The sequence below is a fragment of the Mesorhizobium sp. AR07 genome (assembly GCF_024746815.1).
In the GTDB taxonomy this organism is placed as follows: Bacteria; Pseudomonadota; Alphaproteobacteria; order Rhizobiales; family Rhizobiaceae; genus Mesorhizobium.
Genome location: NZ_CP080528.1, coordinates 435,538 through 451,582, shown reverse-complemented (window position 1 = coordinate 451,582; position 16,045 = coordinate 435,538). Strand labels below are relative to the sequence as shown.

At 62.8% G+C, this 16,045-nt stretch carries 21 protein-coding genes and 1 pseudogene; 14 read left to right on the top strand and 8 right to left on the bottom strand.

Annotated elements, in window-relative coordinates:
- Window positions 1-113 precede the first annotated feature (113 nt).
- Window positions 114-359 carry a hypothetical protein gene (locus BPNPMPFG_RS38380; RefSeq protein WP_183455128.1) on the top strand — a complete coding sequence of 82 codons (246 nt, stop codon included), beginning with the start codon at window positions 114-116 and terminating at the stop codon, window positions 357-359.
- Between the two features lie 22 nt (window positions 360-381).
- Here the strand turns inward: BPNPMPFG_RS38380 and BPNPMPFG_RS38375 are convergent, their stop codons facing one another.
- The 8 genes and pseudogenes from BPNPMPFG_RS38375 to BPNPMPFG_RS38340 all read right to left on the bottom strand — a co-directional run bounded on the left by BPNPMPFG_RS38375 (window position 382) and on the right by BPNPMPFG_RS38340 (window position 4,928).
- Window positions 382-1,068 (bottom strand): acyltransferase, encoded by a 687-nt coding sequence (locus BPNPMPFG_RS38375; RefSeq protein WP_183465696.1) that lies wholly within the window; start codon window positions 1,066-1,068, stop codon window positions 382-384.
- A complete protein-coding gene (locus BPNPMPFG_RS38370) occupies window positions 1,065-1,550 on the bottom strand; it encodes a hypothetical protein (protein ID WP_258598997.1) in 486 nt (161 codons plus the stop codon). The genes BPNPMPFG_RS38375 and BPNPMPFG_RS38370 overlap by 4 nt, the downstream gene beginning before the upstream one ends.
- A 47-nt stretch (window positions 1,551-1,597) precedes the next feature.
- Window positions 1,598-2,215 (bottom strand): hypothetical protein, encoded by a 618-nt coding sequence (locus BPNPMPFG_RS38365; protein ID WP_258598995.1) that lies wholly within the window; start codon window positions 2,213-2,215, stop codon window positions 1,598-1,600.
- A gap of 70 nt (window positions 2,216-2,285) precedes the next feature.
- A complete protein-coding gene (locus BPNPMPFG_RS38360) occupies window positions 2,286-2,840 on the bottom strand; it encodes a hypothetical protein (RefSeq protein WP_258598993.1) in 555 nt (184 codons plus the stop codon).
- On the bottom strand, window positions 2,840-3,409 hold the full coding sequence (locus BPNPMPFG_RS38355) for a thermonuclease family protein (protein WP_258598991.1): 570 nt from the start codon (window positions 3,407-3,409) through the stop codon (window positions 2,840-2,842). The genes BPNPMPFG_RS38360 and BPNPMPFG_RS38355 overlap by 1 nt, the downstream gene beginning before the upstream one ends.
- A 13-nt stretch (window positions 3,410-3,422) precedes the next feature.
- A complete protein-coding gene (locus tag BPNPMPFG_RS38350) occupies window positions 3,423-3,761 on the bottom strand; it encodes a single-stranded DNA-binding protein (protein WP_258598989.1) in 339 nt (112 codons plus the stop codon).
- 67 nt (window positions 3,762-3,828) lie between these two features.
- Window positions 3,829-4,359, bottom strand: a pseudogene (locus BPNPMPFG_RS38345) (thermonuclease family protein); the annotation flags it as partial.
- 38 nt (window positions 4,360-4,397) lie between these two features.
- Window positions 4,398-4,928 (bottom strand): hypothetical protein, encoded by a 531-nt coding sequence (locus tag BPNPMPFG_RS38340; protein WP_258598987.1) that lies wholly within the window; start codon window positions 4,926-4,928, stop codon window positions 4,398-4,400.
- 107 nt (window positions 4,929-5,035) lie between these two features.
- Between BPNPMPFG_RS38340 and BPNPMPFG_RS38335 the strand changes: the two genes are divergently transcribed.
- The 13 genes from BPNPMPFG_RS38335 to virB11 are packed head-to-tail and all read left to right on the top strand — an operon-like array spanning window position 5,036 to window position 15,924.
- Window positions 5,036-5,758, top strand: coding sequence for a lytic transglycosylase domain-containing protein (locus BPNPMPFG_RS38335; protein WP_258598985.1), 723 nt, complete (start codon window positions 5,036-5,038; stop codon window positions 5,756-5,758).
- 11 nt (window positions 5,759-5,769) lie between these two features.
- On the top strand, window positions 5,770-6,081 hold the full coding sequence (locus BPNPMPFG_RS38330; RefSeq protein ID WP_258598984.1) for a TrbC/VirB2 family type IV secretion system protein: 312 nt from the start codon (window positions 5,770-5,772) through the stop codon (window positions 6,079-6,081).
- 10 nt (window positions 6,082-6,091) lie between these two features.
- Window positions 6,092-6,388 carry a VirB3 family type IV secretion system protein gene (locus BPNPMPFG_RS38325; protein WP_183455121.1) on the top strand — a complete coding sequence of 99 codons (297 nt, stop codon included), beginning with the start codon at window positions 6,092-6,094 and terminating at the stop codon, window positions 6,386-6,388.
- A 9-nt stretch (window positions 6,389-6,397) separates the two neighbouring features.
- On the top strand, window positions 6,398-8,809 hold the full coding sequence (locus BPNPMPFG_RS38320) for a VirB4 family type IV secretion/conjugal transfer ATPase (protein WP_258598982.1): 2,412 nt from the start codon (window positions 6,398-6,400) through the stop codon (window positions 8,807-8,809).
- Window positions 8,806-9,702, top strand: a complete 897-nt coding sequence (locus tag BPNPMPFG_RS38315; RefSeq protein ID WP_258598981.1) for a hypothetical protein — start codon at window positions 8,806-8,808, stop codon at window positions 9,700-9,702. Before BPNPMPFG_RS38320 ends, BPNPMPFG_RS38315 begins: the two co-directional genes overlap by 4 nt.
- A 9-nt stretch (window positions 9,703-9,711) precedes the next feature.
- Entirely contained in the window at window positions 9,712-10,431 is a 720-nt protein-coding gene (locus BPNPMPFG_RS38310; protein ID WP_258598980.1) for a type IV secretion system protein, read from the top strand.
- A 54-nt stretch (window positions 10,432-10,485) separates the two neighbouring features.
- Window positions 10,486-10,677, top strand: coding sequence for a hypothetical protein (locus BPNPMPFG_RS38305; RefSeq protein WP_258598979.1), 192 nt, complete (start codon window positions 10,486-10,488; stop codon window positions 10,675-10,677).
- Entirely contained in the window at window positions 10,674-10,871 is a 198-nt protein-coding gene (locus BPNPMPFG_RS38300) for a hypothetical protein (protein WP_258598977.1), read from the top strand. Before BPNPMPFG_RS38305 ends, BPNPMPFG_RS38300 begins: the two co-directional genes overlap by 4 nt.
- A gap of 8 nt (window positions 10,872-10,879) precedes the next feature.
- Complete coding sequence (locus BPNPMPFG_RS38295; protein ID WP_258598976.1) at window positions 10,880-12,016, top strand: TrbL/VirB6 family protein; 1,137 nt, start codon at window positions 10,880-10,882, stop codon at window positions 12,014-12,016.
- Complete coding sequence (locus BPNPMPFG_RS38290) at window positions 12,013-12,732, top strand: VirB8 family type IV secretion system protein (protein WP_183455116.1); 720 nt, start codon at window positions 12,013-12,015, stop codon at window positions 12,730-12,732. The genes BPNPMPFG_RS38295 and BPNPMPFG_RS38290 overlap by 4 nt, the downstream gene beginning before the upstream one ends.
- Window positions 12,729-13,544, top strand: coding sequence for a P-type conjugative transfer protein VirB9 (gene virB9, locus BPNPMPFG_RS38285; RefSeq protein WP_258598974.1), 816 nt, complete (start codon window positions 12,729-12,731; stop codon window positions 13,542-13,544). The genes BPNPMPFG_RS38290 and virB9 overlap by 4 nt, the downstream gene beginning before the upstream one ends.
- Window positions 13,545-13,550: 6 nt before the next feature.
- On the top strand, window positions 13,551-14,906 hold the full coding sequence (gene virB10 / locus BPNPMPFG_RS38280; protein WP_258598972.1) for a type IV secretion system protein VirB10: 1,356 nt from the start codon (window positions 13,551-13,553) through the stop codon (window positions 14,904-14,906).
- Window positions 14,869-15,924 carry a P-type DNA transfer ATPase VirB11 gene (gene virB11 / locus BPNPMPFG_RS38275; RefSeq protein ID WP_258598970.1) on the top strand — a complete coding sequence of 352 codons (1,056 nt, stop codon included), beginning with the start codon at window positions 14,869-14,871 and terminating at the stop codon, window positions 15,922-15,924. The genes virB10 and virB11 overlap by 38 nt, the downstream gene beginning before the upstream one ends.
- Window positions 15,925-16,045: the final 121 nt, after the last annotated feature.

Here is a 16,045-nt window from a genome sequence, read left to right as displayed (position 1 = left end):
AGAGGCGGCATCCGTGCGATCCATGAGGACTGCTTCGAGAGAACGACCTCGGCCAGGGTGCACCGCTGCCGGCGGCAGCGTAACCCAAGAATAGTGCAAGAGGAGAACTGGCTTTGATCCGAATTGCCGATACGAAAACCCTCGCCGGCGAACTTAGATCCCGTTACGATCCCCCGCGGGCGGTGACGATCATGGGCCGCCTTCTGTTAAAGGCCCTGTTTGCCGGACTTTCTGACGAAGTCGTCTTCTGGGCTCTGGTCCATGCCCACTATCGCGGCGGCGACCTCTGCGCACCGGTGGAAGAGCAGCTTGCAGCGTTCTCGGAATTCATCCTGCGCGATGAATCCGAGTCGAACTGACGAAAATTACCTCAACTCGTTGTCAGACATCGCTCGGCGCGACGACGATCGACGCGCTGGCGGGGGTCGGCGCATAGGCCGCGATACCCGTCGAGGTCGGGAAGTCGCCAGGACCGATCTGCGGTTGAGCGCACAGTTGTTGACCGGTAAAACAGGACACATCGTAACCCGAGCCTCGGACCAGATAGGAACAGACGCTGACGCCATTGCCGTCTTTGACATTGCGGGCATTACAGTCGCCGCCCGCCGCATAGTTGGCAAGCTTGCCCTTGGCGCCGCAGCCGAATTGGCAGGCCATCAGGATCGCCGATTGGTCAATCGTTGCGCATTGGCCGCCCGCACAAACCTGCTGGCCGACGAGGGAGACGAGGCCATTCTTCTGCGCCTGAGCCCAGGAATCCTGTTCGTATTTCGTCCACGCCGCTGTCTGCGCCGATGGATTGTCCAGAAAGCTCTGTGCGCTACCGCTGTAGTAGCGTTCGAACGTACCGGGGCAGAACTGGAAGGCGCCAAGGCAGCCGTATTGGTTGGTCGTCCCGAAATTGCCCTCGCTGCCGGAGACCCTGGCGGCGAACTTCGCGCAATTCGCAGGCATCCCCGCGTCGATGAGGCTCGCGGCCGATTGCCCGGCGAAGGCGGCCGCGGCCGACAGCGAGAGAATGAGGCCGGCGTCGAACAGGATTTGCCGGAGAGCGGTTCGCGTGCTCATGGCTTTTCTCCGCCTATCTCGAACCTGAAATCGCCGTTCAAAAGCTCCTTGCCGTCTGAGCTCAGATGAAAGGGAGCCCATGCGAAGGCCGCTTGCGCATCCGATTTTGGCAAAGCCGCAAAACGTGGATCATCCGGCGGGATCACCTGATGCATCATGTCGTCGACCACGACAGTCTTTTTCCCGTCGGTTGACGTCCGAACCAGCCGTGTCGGACAGGTCGCCGAGCCACAATCAGCGTTCCAGATTTGGGATATCAGCCAGTCGCCTTGTGCTGACTTCAACGTGTATTCATGGATGGTGACGGTCCCGGTCGGTGACGGCGACAAAGCGGGCCCGGCCCAAATGCCGTCAGGATCCTTGGCGATGTTTCGGTAGGAGATCTTGTAGGCGAACGTGGCATCGGCGGCCTTGGCCGGTGCGGTGGGCATGAGTGCGACCGCGCATGCCAGGGCAAGTCCGATGATGGGGGGGAGGGTCATGCGATACTCCTCAAGCTAGGGGTGGAGAGAGATGAACCATGGCCAATTCACAGAGGGGGGAGCGGGAGGGTGAGCGAGCAGCCCTCGACAGCTTGATGGGCGACGATCGTGCCGGTCTTCAGCGTCTTGGTCTTGGTGTCATAGGAGACGTAAGAGCCCGAACCGACGGGATTGCCGCCTACCACCTTTGGCTCGATCTCAAGGAAGCAGGCGCGCCCGCCGTCCAGCGTGCGGACCAGCAGACCATCATAGATCGCGATGCGCAGCGGGCAGAGCTTTACGGCCACGCCGGCGACAGGCACGCCCTTGGGTGTGCAACCCGTCGCGGTATCGAGGACACTAAAGACCACGGACCGTTTGGTGCTCCAGATGACAAAATGCGCCTCGACCGCCGGCGCATTGGCGCTCGCAAATCTCGTATCGCCGCGAGCGACATAGGCGCGGTTGTTTGCTTCGATCGCATCCTTCCAGATATCAGCATAGGTTGCGGTATCGACGGATGGCCGTTGCATGTCCGCATAGGAAACGTTGCGCCAGGCGGAGGGGTCGGGCGTTCGCTCCTGGGCGCTTATAGATGATGTCGCCGCAAGCCAGACCAGCGCAGCGGTGACGATCGTCACGTCAAATCGGTCGAAGGTCCTCGGACGAGTTTCATATGTTTTCATCTTTGACATCTAATATAATATATTCTCGGTTGCCTGCCATCATGCAGCATCCGGCTTGATCGCTTCGTTGCTATTCGTAGCGGCTTCGGCCGGGCACCCACCACCACCTGTCCTTGGGCGAGTGCTCTCCAGTTTGCCAAGGAACGGCGGTGACCGGCGGGTAGACCGGCTGCATGTTCCAGGCCGAGCGGTAATAGTAGAAGTTCACTGTCTCGCGACTGACACGTCGCCCCGATGGGTCGAGAAAATCCGTGGCACAGTGGACGACTGGACCGCGATAGCGTGTCACGCGCGCTGTCTGTGCGTCGAGAGCCCCAGGCTTGCAGCCGAAGAGCCATATCGAGGCGGGATAGGGGCGCGAAGCGCCTGGCGCCAGGACGACGAGCCGACGATAGGCGTCGTTGGCTTGCGGCTGTGTCGGATAGGCAAAGCGCTCCGTCAGAACCGGCGCGAAGGTCGAACGATCCGGGGCGTATTCAAGCCGCCCGGGCTGATTCCATTCAGGTCGATACAAAGGATCCGACGCCGGCAGCAGCGTCGCGTCGGCGACGGGCGTCGCGATTGGTTGGGCGCACCCCGCCAGGACGAGCGCTATCCAGAAAGGGAGGAAAGCCGACGGGGACATCACGGCGCGCCCCGTCGGCTGACTGCCACTATGGCGTGGCGCTCGGGACTGGCGCGAAACTCCCATGGCATCTGGAATGTGCTCGACCACAATCCGCGGTAGGCTTTTCGCGCTTCCTGCTCTGCTGAAGCGTAGGCGCGGATTGCTGGATCGCGGTTCGTCGGCGGCGACGTGACGGCGACCCCGTCGCGCACCATGTCGGCGCCGATATCGGCGTGATCGGCAGCAGCGCAGCGGGCCAGATGCTCCCCGTTCTCCTCGCGCAGGATGTTGCAGGCAACCCATTTGTTCAAAGTAGCCCTTACCAGCCAAGCCGCTGCCATGGTTCCGCAGGGCCACGGCTGGCGGCCGAGCAGTGCGGTCTGATCGGGAGCACAGGTGTCGATGCCAAAGAGACGATAGATCGCCTGTGTCTCGATATCGCGGAACCGCGTGCCGGCGAGCACCTCGACGCGCAACGGTGGCGATTGGAGAGCCTGGTTTGGGCGATACAGGCCCGGCGAACCGATCGAGGGCGACTGGGCGCTCGCCTGTGGGGACACCGCGATCGCCATAACGAGCAACGTCATGCGTGCGCCAACATCAAATCTCTGCGTCATCGCGATGGCCCAGATCGAGCTTGTGGAAGGCGTTGGCGATGATGTCCGTCGTGTAAATGGTCTCGCCTTCCTTTTTGTAGGAGCCGTCGGCAATACGGCATTCGGCGTAGACGGCGTCGCCTTTGCCGACATTGGCCAGCGCCCACTCCGCGACCTTTTCGTTGAGCAGCGTCACCGTGACCCAATCGGTTTCTTCCTGGCGCGTGCCCTTGCTGTCGGTCCACGCCCGATCGGTTGCCACATTGATTTTCGCGGCTTTGCCGAAGGCCTTCGGCGCCTGGCCGACGCGGCCGCGCAGGATGAACAGGTTGGTCGTTCTCAAAGCAGGTCTCCTTGGTGGGCTCGAGGTCGATGTTACCGCGGGGGCGGGTTGGTTGTTGGCGCAGGGGTTGCGATGTTGAGGCCGATGTCGGGGATCTGAGGGCGCGCAGAATAATCACGTTTGGATCCGGCAGATCGGCAAAGGCCCAGAGGCCTGCCTTGGCTCGCTCGGCAACGAGTTGCGCCACGAAGTAGGGCGCGTGCACCGGCTGTCCCTGCGGATTGAATGCCGCGAAGGCATAGCCGGTCGAGATCAGCGCGGTGCCGAGGTCGATGCGTGATCCAGCACCGGCGCCGGTCGCGCGTGTCGCGACACAAAAGACGAATATCGTCTTCACCTGTGGCGCCTCCGCCGCGTCATAGCACTGCGGCCGCAGATCCCGCGTCAGCGCGATGAGCATGGCGAGAGAAGCTTCCCCGCAATCGCGTTTCAGACCGTGGGCATTGGTGAAGCTCGTGCCACGTAGGCAGGATTGCACGCCGTACAGGCGAAAGGTGGTCTCGCCATCGGTCCAGCTGTCGCCAGTCTGGTAGACGGCGGTCGGCGGCACCGGGAACCAACCCTTTGCCGCCGGCTGAGCCATTGCCGGCGTAGCCATGACCACGCCAATGAGAAGCGCTGCCGCCGCGCCGCGCATCAGTACCCCCTCAGCGAAAAATAGAACCGCTGCACGCCGTTCGCAGTGGATATGTCGACGTAGTCGGGATCGCTGCGCGGCTGGCGGGGAATTGTCGGATAAGTCGCCTGGCAGGAGATGTCACGTCCCCATGAGCAGACGTTGCTCGGTTTCTTCGTGTCGGCGCAGAGGTTGCCGTTGGGCGAGGCAATCAAGCCGGCATTGCCATCTAATCCCGATCGCATGGCTGTCATGCCGGCCGGGCAGGGATAGTAGGGCTCGTGGCCAAGGCCACCGGCGTTGCCTTCCGGGCAAGTTGGCCAGGACCCGCCACGGGCAAGACTTCGGAAGAGCTCGTGCATGACAGGGACGCAGTAGGGAATCCCCGACCAACTCGGCGCACTGGCGGCGGCGCAGAGCAGGACCTTACAGCCAAAAGAGGCGTCTTGGGCTCGTGCCTGAGGTGCGACGAGGCAAACGAGCCCCGCCGCGATGGTCGCAAAGTGAACCCCGACTCCCTGCATGAAGGCTCCCATAACAAGTTTGCTCAATTTTCGTTTCGCTGTTGCCAACATAACAATATCTATTATATTGTCTACAGTGAATCGATGCCGGAGGCGAAATGCGGCGCAGAAGCATGTGTGTTGGGGGTGCGCTAGTGGCCAGCGCTGTTTCTGCCCTGGCGCAGACCGTTACCGTCACTTCACCCACGGTGCCGATGACCGTGATCGTGGACGCCGACGGTCGCGTCAAACCCATCGCGCCCCTGGATCGTCCGGTCGAGGTCGTTGGGCAGTCTTCCACGGGTGCGCCGCAGTCCCCATGTCAAAACACGGTGGCGATGCCGATCGATGCGGCGAAGGCGCTTGTGCTGCGGGTCGCCAACGAGGAAGCCTTCTCTCCAGAATTTGTCCAATCGGTCGCCAAGGTCGAAAGCCGTGACGTTTCGACGGCGCTCTCGCAAAAGGGCGCCTACGGCCTGATGCAGTTGACGTTGGACACGGCGCGCCGGTTCAAGGTCGACCTTTGCGATCCTGAAGCCAATGTGCGCGGCGGCGTCCGCTTTCTGCGTGCGCTGCATGAGCGCTACCGGAATCCATTGTTCATTTTGGCCGCCTACAACGCAGGCGAGGACGCAGTTGAGAAAAGCCGCGGTGTACCGCCCTATCCGGAGACGGTGCGCTTCGTCGCCGACGTCATGAACGATTTCTATGCCTGGCCCGATCCGGCAGGCAGCACCCGCCCGCCCGCGCGCAAAAGCCCCGCAAGCACACCCGACATGATCGAACCAGCCAGAAATTTCGCGCCTCCGGTTGCGGCGGAGGCCGAGCAACCCGCCGCCTCCGAATGGAGTGACGGTTTCGTGATGCACGTCCAATGAAGGAGCTACTTATGCGACTACGACACACGCTGCGCCAGCGAGCTCTCCCAGCCGGCGCACTTCTCCTGGTCCTGGCCAATCAGGCGGTCGCCCAATCGGGCGGCACATTGCAGCCGGTTCAATCGACGCTGACGCAGCTCGTCTCCGCGCTGACCGGACCGATAGCCACTGCGCTGGCGACCCTGGCCGTGATTGCTTGCGGCTTCTTCGCCTGGTCGGGCCGCCTCACCTGGGGCATCGCCGGCAGCGTGATCTTCGGTATCGTGCTCGTCTTCGGCTCGGCCCAGATCGTCGACTTCTTCCAGTCCGCCGTCGGGCAGTGAGGAAAATCCAATGGACGAACGCCAGCTCGAGGAACCGCTGATCACGCCGCTCGTCAAGGCCTTGACGCGCGCGCCGACGCTTATGGGCGTGCCTTACATGTATTTCATGTTCAACGGCGTCGCCTCGTCCGTCTGCTTTCTCCTCTCGCACGATCTCATGATGCTGCTGGTTGCGATCCCGCTGCATCTCTTCGGCTATGTGATGACGCTGAGGGATGATCGGATCTTCGAAATCCTCTTCGTCAAGTCGACCAGATGTCCTCCACGTTCGCGCGCCTTCTGGGGCGCCGATAGCTATTCGGCATGAGGAGGCAGCATGGTCGCGCGGGCGCTGCTTGATGAATTGACCTTTGGCGCGGTATCGCGGCGCGAGCGCCCGGTCGCGTCGCACATCCCGTTTACCCGCCACGTGGACGATCACGTTCTCAAGACACGCGATGGCCTGGTCCTGACGGTGCTCAAGCTCGAAGGCTATTCCTTCGAGACCGCTGACATGTCGGAGATCAACGCTCGCCTTCTGGCCCGTAACGACATTGTCCGCACGCTCGCGAATTCCCGCTTCGCCCTGGTCGGGCACATCATCCGGCGCGAGGTCAAACCGCGGATCGCATCCACCTTCGACAATGCGCTCTGCCGCGAGATCGACGAACGCTACGACGCGGCGTTGTCGCAGCGGCGGATGTTCGTCAACGACATTTATCTGACGATCGTCCGCAGGCCGCTCCAGGGCCAGGCCGGCACCTTCGACGCCTTGTTGACGAAACTCCTCGGCCGAACTGATGCGACCGGCCAAACTGTCGCCGCGCAGACGGCTTTGACCGAACTGCGCGACGCCGCGACCGCCGTGCGGGAGAACCTCGCCGCCTACGGCGCTCGTCAGCTTGGCGTGGTCTCGCGCGATGGCGTCTGGCATTCGGAACCATTGGAATTCCTCGTGCAAATCGTCAACGGCGGCCTGCCTCGCCCGATGCTTCTGCCGCGCATGGCGCTGAGCGACGCGCTGTCGATGAAACGGGTCTTCTTCGGCAAGAACGCCATCGAGATCCGCGGCGCCGGCGCGCACGACACGCGGTTTGGCGCCATGATCTCGATTCGTGAATATCCAGCGCAGACCGGGCCCGGATCCTTCGACAATCTCTTGCGCGTCCCGCACGAATTCGTCGCCAGCCAAAGTTTTGCTATCATCGATCGCCCCGAGGCGGCCAAACAGGTGGACCGTGTCGCCCGCCAGGTCGACATGTCGGACGAGGCGGGTTCAATCGTCGCCGAGCACCTGGACGACGCCCGCGACGAGCTCCTGGCCTCCGAGGCGATCTATGGCGAACATCATATGACGGTGATGTGCCTTGGACGCAGCATGTCCGAGGTCGACGCGACTGTCACGGCCGTCGGCGCAGCGCTCACCGACCGTTCCGTGATCTGGACGCGCGAGGATCTCAACTGCGAACCCGCGTTCTGGTCGCAGCTACCCGGCAACTTTGCCTACATCGCCCGCAAGGCGGTGATTTCCTCAAAGAATTTTGCCGGTTTTGTTTCTCTGCATAACTATCCGAGCGGCCGTCCGGACAACAATCACTGGGGCCCGGCGATCTCCGTGTTCGAGACGACGTCGCAGACCGCCTACTACTACAATCATCACGTCCGCGACCTCGGCAACTTCACGGTTGTCGGCCCTTCGGGCAGCGGCAAGACCGTGTTCCTGTCTTTCATCTCGGCGCAGTCACAGCGCGTCACGCCGCGTCCCAAACTTCTCTTTGTCGACAAGGATCGCGGAGCGGAGATCTTCATCCGTGCCATGGGTGGGCAATACGAGGTCCTGGTGCCTGGAGAACCGACCGGGTTCAATCCGCTCTCCATGCCCGACACAGCGCCGAACCGGGAATTCCTGTTCCAGCTCTTCGGTTTCATGCTGCGGCCGGCGAATGGCGGCGACCTCACGGCCTCCGAGGAGCAAGTCATCCGCAACGCGATTGCGGCAGCACTCAGTGCCGGTCCGGACGGTCGGACATTGCAAGCATTCTCAACATTGCTCCGCGGCCGCATCCGAGCGGGCGAGGGAGATCTGCTGGCGCGCCTGGAAAGCTGGATGCGACCGGACCAGCGCGGCTGGCTCTTCAACAACGAGACGGATCAGTTCTCGCTCTCGAGCATTTTCGGTTTCGACATGACGCGGGTGCTCGACGACCCGGTCATACGCACCGCCGCGCTCATGTACATCTTCCATCGCACGCAAGAGCTTCTTACCGGGGACCCGGTGATGATCTTTCTCGACGAGGGATGGCGCCTGCTCGACGACCCCGTCTTCGCCTTCTTCATCAAAGACAAGCTCAAGACGATCCGTAAGCAGAATGGTATCATTGGCTTCGGTACGCAGTCGGCCGCCGACATCGTGCGCTCGAGCTCGGCGAGCACCTTGATCGAACAGACCGCCACCAACGTGTTCTTTCCCAATCCAAAGGCCGATGATGAGAGCTACGCGCGCGCATTCCGCCTATCGGAGCGGGAGGTGGCCTGGATTCGCGGCACGGTTCCGGAAAGCCGATCCTTCCTGATCAAGCACGGACGCGACAGCGTCATCGCCAAGCTCAATCTCGCCGGCATGCCGGACCTGATCAAGGTTCTATCGGGACGCACGGAGACCGTGGCCGAGCTCGAGGCGCTGCGGGCGCGCGTCGGCGATGATCCAGCCGTCTGGCTGCCGATCTTCCTGGGAAGGACCACGCGATGAAAGCAGTTTTCGCCGCCTTCGCTCTTATAACCACCTGCAGTTTCACCGCGCCGGCTTGCGCGGATATTCCGACCATCGATGCCGCGCAGCTTACCGAACACTCGCAGACCGCGAGCGCGACGGTAAATCTCGTGCCGATCACGACGCAGCGCCAGGACGCCAACAGCGGCGTCAAATGCGCCATGACCACCGGCAAGAAGGCCAATGTCAGCGACCCAACCCTACAGCCGCAGATGGGCGCCGGTGCCAAGGCGATCCAGGGCTATGCGCCGGATATGCCAGCAACGCCCGACGCGACGGCGCGAGGCGCGGCCTTGAACAGCCAGTCGCTGTTCAAATCGAGCGGCGATGTGGTCGCCGGTCTTGATGCCAGCGGTCAGTCGCTCAGCGCCGCGCGAACCATGTTCCAGGCGGCAGGTCAACAGGTCGGCACGGCGCCAACAGTGATGGGCGCGTTTGACCTGAACAGCGCCGCGCGCCTGCAAAACAACCTCGCCTGGAATAGCGCCATCGGCTCGGCCAATCTCTGGGTGACGGCGCTGAATGCGCCCAATCTCGCGCAAACCAGCGACATGAGCCGGGCAGCGATGGGCATGCGCTCGAGCCCAGGGACATCGATGCCGGTCAGCGGGCTCCTGTGCCCAGCCGGAATGGCGGGATCGGGTACCGCAGCCGACCCCTGCCGTCAGCCGGCTTCCTGCTCGACCACACCGCCCGGGACCCCGCCCGACCCGGCCTGCGTCGCGGCACGCGCCACCGATAGCAGCGGCAACGTTGCCTTCTTCCTGGCACGCAACCAGGACGCGGCCCAATCGGCCAGTCCCGTCCCGAGCGCTCTCTCCGCCACCGACGTCAATGCCGCTCTCGCGGCCATGCAAGCAAACGCACGCTAGGACCCCGCCATGTCGATATCCCGCTCGTTCGCCTTTGTCCTCACCGCACTCTTCGGTCTCATTTGTGCCGAGGCCCGTGCGCAAGTACCCGTCATCGACAATACCAATCTTGCTAAGGCGCAGGAGATCGCGACCAGCACGCGGCAGATCCTCACCGCAGATCAGCAGATCCTCCAATTCACCCAAAAGACACTGCAGGCCGTCACCGGCGATCGCGCTTCCGTCGCCCAGGGCAGCCTTGCCCAAATGGCGCTCGGTGGCGGTTTCTCGATGGCGCAGGCGCCCTCGCTCGGCTCAGTCATCTCCGGCGGTGCTCTATCGTTTGCAGGGATGAGCCCGGGGTCCCAGAACATCGTCTCGACGCTGATCAATGGGCTGCAGCTGGTAAAGACCATCACTGGTCTCACCGCAGGCCAGACCCATCCGGTCGACACGGCTTACCAGAATTCCGTCAATGTTGCCGCGACGCTCTCCGGGCTGATCACGTCGACGCAGGCCGCAGTGCAAACGAGGTCGGCGGCCTTCACACAAGGTGGCCAGCAAATCGGCCAGGCCCCCGATCTCAAGGGCAGCGTTGACCAGAACACCCAGGTCCAGGTTCAGACGGGCCAGACGATCAATGAACTGAATGGCGTCGTGAACAACGCCGCCGCGGCAGCCAACCAGGCCAACCTCGACCGTATCGCCGCCGAATCCGCCGCGGCGCGGGCGATGAAGTTCACGCAGTAAAGCCCGACCCTGAATTCCCCGACCCTGAATTCCAAGAGAACGACCGGAGGACATGTGTCAAAACAAGCCATTGGCTTCCTCGTTGCCGGAATCCTTATCGCCGAAACTATATATCTGGCGGTGTGGAAGCCGCGCGAGCAGCCGAACCAATCGTCGACGGCGGCCGGGCCGGTCTCGCAGGATGATGCGGCACAAGCCGCCACGCGCACCATGACGTTCACTCAGCCGAAAGAGCCAAAGAAATGAAGGCTGCGATCGGACTGGCCCTCACATTCACGCTGGCAGCAGCTCTCTTGGGCTGCGCCTATAAGCCCCTGAAGGCACCGTGCTCCTCGGATGAAAGTGGTGCGCCGCTCGCCTATGCCGACCCGGCCGCCGCGCCGGCGCTCTCACCAGCGCAGCGGTTTCCCGACAGCTGCGGCCCGATGAAATCGATCTGAGGGGGCGGATGGGGTCGTTCAACATCACCACATTGCTCCAGTCGGTCGACCAGCTTGGGCAAAACTACGTCTCGACCGCTTATCGGGCGCTCGCGAACGCGGCGACATCCGGCGGTGGCACGGGCGTCGCCGGGCTACTTCTCACCCTCTACGTCATCTTCTGGGGCGTCGGCATCTGGCAGGGAACGGCGAGCGGCGGCCCGGCCGATCATGCTTTTCGGTTGTTGCGGGCCTTCACCATCTATGCCCTTGCCACGAGTTGGAACGATTTCCAGACGCTCGTCTACAACCTGATGAACGAGGGGCCTTCCGCAATTGGCAATGCGCTCTTGAGCGCTGTCACCACAGCTGACAACACCGGCACCGCGGTGAACCTTGCCTCCGTCAACGGAGTTCAGAACGCGCTTCAGAACATGTGGGACACGACGAACAATGCGACAGAGGCCTTCCTGCAGAACGCCGGCATCACCAATTGGGGACCTTATATCTTTGCTGCCGTCTTTTACGTCGTGATGGCGGTGCTGATCGGCTTTGCGCTGTTCCTCATCATGCTGTCGAAGATGTTCATGTGGCTACTGCTCGCCTTAGCGCCGATCTTCATCATCCTCCTGCTCTTCGGCGTCACCACACGGTTCTTCTCGGGCTGGCTCAGCGCATTGGTTCAGTATTTTCTGGTGCAGGTCCTTGTCTATGCGTTCCTCGCCTTCTACGTCAGCCTTATCCAGCAGACGATCGACACGCTAAACGGCGTCGCCAACACCAAGAGCCCGACCTGGGCAACGATTGGCCCGGTCGTGCTGCTTGCCATCATCGGCATTCTCCTGCTCGCGCAGATTAACAATGTGGCGGCAGCGATCGCAGGTGGCGTGCCGATCGGCGCACCGCGGATAGGTCGGTTCTACGCCAGCGTCACCGGCGCCCGGGCCGCGCTTGCTGCGAACCGCGGCCGGCTGGCGTTTCGCAATCCTTTCAATCCGGCCTCGGTCTCACGGCGCGAGGAGCTCGCCGCGAGACAGCGGGCACGCGTTGGCCTCAGGGCCGCCGCTTGGGCCGAGACACCGGAGTTCCGGCGCCTTGCAGCCCAGATCAGCAATCCCGCCGTGACGCCAACGGCCCGTGACAACAGGACATCTTCATCATCATGACGCAGGCAAGTGCAGCCATAGCGGAGCGACGCGTCGACCCGCGCTATTATTCGGAAGGGATGACCTGGGAACAGGACATCGCGCGTCGCAATCGCAATTCACGAGCGCTCGCCTGGATCGTCGCGGCGGTGATGACCGTGGTCGCGATCGGTTCGCTCGCAACGTTGGCGCTGCTCGTGCCGCTCAAGACCTATGAGCCCTATATGGTCGTCGTCGACAAGGCGACGGGCTTCGTCGAGGTCAAGCGGCCGATGGCGGAAGGGCCGCTGACGCAGGACGAGGCTGTCACCACCTTCAACGTAGTCCGCTACGTCAAGGCGCGCGAGACCTACGACCCCAAGGCGCTCAAGGACAATTTCGACCTTGCGCAACTGCTGGCCGCGGGCGACGCCGCCCGCGAGCTGACAGAGATCTATTCCCCCGCCAATCCGCAGAACCCGATCAAGATCAATGGCACGAACACGGTGGTGTCCGTATCAATCAAATCGGTAACCTTCCCGAACAACCGGACGGCATTGGTGCGCTTCTCGACCGACACCAAGTCCGCCACCAACATCGTCACGGCGAACTGGGTCTCGCTTGTGCGATTCCGCTACACTTCGGCGCCGATGCGCAATGAATGGCGCTTCGACAATCCTCTCGGCTTTCAAGCGTTGGAGTACCGACGCGACCAGGAAACAGCGCCGTCCCCGGGAACCATGGGGGCGCAGCAATGAATCGTTTTGTCCCTGACAGCATCGTCGTCGGCTTGATCCTTTGGCTCGGGGTCGGACCGGCCGTCTCGGAGGCTATCCCGAAGCCCGGGCGCGTCGACAGTCGCGTCCGCGATGTCGTCTACAACAAGGACAATGTCACCGCGATCGACGCCACTTTCGGCACTTCGACCATGATCGAGTTGCAGGGCGATGAGAAGATCGAGACGCTGGCGCTGGGCGACTCGACCGCCTGGAAGGTCGAACCCAACCACAAGGGCGACATCATTTTCGTCAAACCGATCGAGAAGGAGGCGCTGTCGAACCTCAATGTCGTGACCGACAAGCGCATCTATTCCTTCCTGCTGCGATCAAATACCCGCCCACCGGCGACACAGATCTTTGTCGTGCGCTTCCGTTACCGCGAGGACGAGGCGACTGCGCAGCTCCTGGCGACTGCTAAGGAACGAGCGGCGAACCCGAACCTCAAGGCCCTCAACATCGCCAATGCCAACAGCGACTACGGTTACAAGGGCTCGTCGGCAAACAAGCCGATCGCCGTCTTCGACGACGGCACCAAGACGTGGTTCCGCTTCGAGGGCGAGACGCCGGCGATCTACATCGTCGACAGCGGTCGCAACGAGAGCCTGGCAAATTTCCGGAGCGAGGGTCCCTATGTCGTCGTCGACAAGGTCAGCCGGCAATGGACCCTACGCAACGGGAGCGTTGCGACCTGCATCTTCAACCGGCGGCTCACCAATGTGCATGAGCCGAACGGATTGGAGCCCTATGCTCCCCAGCGCGTCGGAATGCCGTCGCCCGCGACGGGAGGCTGAGGCGCCATGCCGAGCCCGCAGGACTATCGCTCGCTTGAGCTCGATGCCGCAGCCGCCACGACGGTCGCGCGCGGTTCGACCGGCTTTGGCCGGATCTTGAAATTCGCCGTGCCAGTCGGCGCGCTCGTGATCGCCGGCTGGCTGATCTACGTGTCGCTCCAGCGAACGCCGAAGAACATGACGTCGCCGGACAAGGAGGAGTTCACCACGACACAGTTTCCCGCGCCGTCGCTCGCATCGCCGCAGACACGGACCAACCAGGGCACAATTGTTGTTCCGGCGGCCCCGGCCGCCCCGGAACCGACTGTGCCTCCGCCGCCGGTCGCGCCACCAATCGCCCTACCGGCACCGCCACCTCCCGAGCCGCCGCTGGTCGTGGCGCCACCAAACGATGACGAAGCCCGTCGCCTGGCCGAACTCGAGCGTCAGCGCCAGGAGGCGGAGCGGCGCAAATGGGAACGGCTGCGGGCGCCGCAGGTGATCGCCGACAATGCGGCTGCGAGCGACGGGACAGCAAATCCGGGCGACAGCGCGCGCGACGGCGCGGGGCAGCAGGAGGACGACCCGAACCGGCGGTTCCTGGCCTCCGTAGCGAACGCGGGTGTCGAAGTGGCGAAGGCGATCAAGAACAACCGCATCGACGCACTCGTCGCGCAGGGGACCTTGGTGCGCGGCGTCCTCGAGACCGCGGTGCAAAGCGATCTTCCCGGCATGGTGCGCGCGGTGACCACCGAAAATGTTTGGTCCTTCGACGGCCGGCGCATCCTTATTCCAGCCGGCAGTCATCTCGTCGGCGAATACAAATCCGGGATCACCCAAGGCCAGACCCGCGTCTTTATCGTCTGGACGCGGATGCTGCGGTCGGATGGGGTGTCCGTGCAGCTCGGATCGATCGGCACCGACGATCTCGGCCGCGCCGGCAATGCCGGATTTGTCGACAATCACTATGTCGAGCGGTTTGGTTCGGCGATCATGCTGTCGGTCGTCGGCGGTTTCTCCCAGTTCCTGAGCGGCCTTGGCCAAAACACCGGCAACGCCGGCGGCACGACGATCACCACCACCGATCCGGTAACCGGTCTGGTCACGACGACGCAAACCGGCGCCAATCAGAACCAGCAGGCGCTCCAGGCCCGCCAAATCGCCGCGCAGAATGTCTCGCAGACCCTCACCAACATCGCGCAGGAGGCGCTGAAAAACTCTATCAACATCCCCCCGACAATCTACCTCGACCAGGGAACGCGGATCATCGTCTTCGTCAGGCGCGACCTCGATTTCTCCGCACTCTATCCCGATCCGGTGAAGGAAGCGCTTCAGGAGCTCAAACGTGAACGTGGCTCGAAACCAGACGATCTTTCTCGATAGGGCGCTCGGCCCCATCCGGCCCTGGCTTGACGACGATCAGGTGGTCGAGATCTGTGTCAACGGACCGGGCGCGGTCTGGGTGGAGCGCTTCGGCCAATCCGCCATGGAGCGTCATGACGTTCCGGAAATCACCGAAACGGCAATCCGGCATCTGGCCGAGCGCGTCGCGGGGTTCTCCGGCCAGAGCATCAACGAAGAACACCCGCTTCTGTCGGCAGCACTTCCCACAGGCGAGCGGTTCCAAGGCGTGATGCCGCCGGCGACCCCCGGGGGAGGGGCCTTCGCCATTCGCAAGCAGGTCATCAAAGAAATGCGCCTCGTCGACTACCGCAAGCTCGGCTCCTTCGACAAGGTTGTGACCACGACTGACGGCGCGTTGTCCGAGGTCGACCGGGCCCTATGCGCGCATCTCGACGCAGGCCGCATCGAGGATTTCATCCGCCTCGCTGTCGTCAACCGCTATTCGATCCTGCTTTCTGGCGGCACGAGCTCGGGCAAGACGACGTTTCTCAACGCGATCCTGAAGGAGGTGCCGGTCGACGAGCGCATCATCACCATCGAGGACACGCGCGAGGTTAAACCGATCCAGAAGAACTTTCTGCCGCTCGTTGCCTCGAAGGGCGACCAGGGCGAGGCCCGCGTCACCGTGGAGACACTGCTGCAGGCCTCAATGCGCTTGAGACCGGACCGCATCTTCCTCGGCGAGATCCGCGGCGCCGAGGCTTATTCGTTCCTGCGTGCCATTAACACCGGCCATCCCGGCAGCATCACCACCGTCCATGCCGACAACCCGGCCGGCGCGTTTGAACAGCTTGCCCTGATGGTCATGCAGGCCGGCCTCGGCCTCAGGCGCGAGGAAATAGTCGGCTATATCAAATCGGTGCTGCCGATCGTCATTCAGCAGCAAAAGATAGGCGGATGGCGCGGCACCTCGGCCATCTACTTCGCGCGCATGGCGGAGTGGCGCGAAGGCAGGGGTGAGAGGAAGGCCGTCCATGGCACGCGTCGTCGCCTTTAGGATCGGCGTTGCCCTTCTGGCGCTCATCGGGTTCTGGCTCCTGTGGAGCCTGGCTTATGAAATCGTCGTAGCGTCGCGCTGGGCACCAGCCCGCTTCCCGAGCGAGGGCGCAACCCGTTGG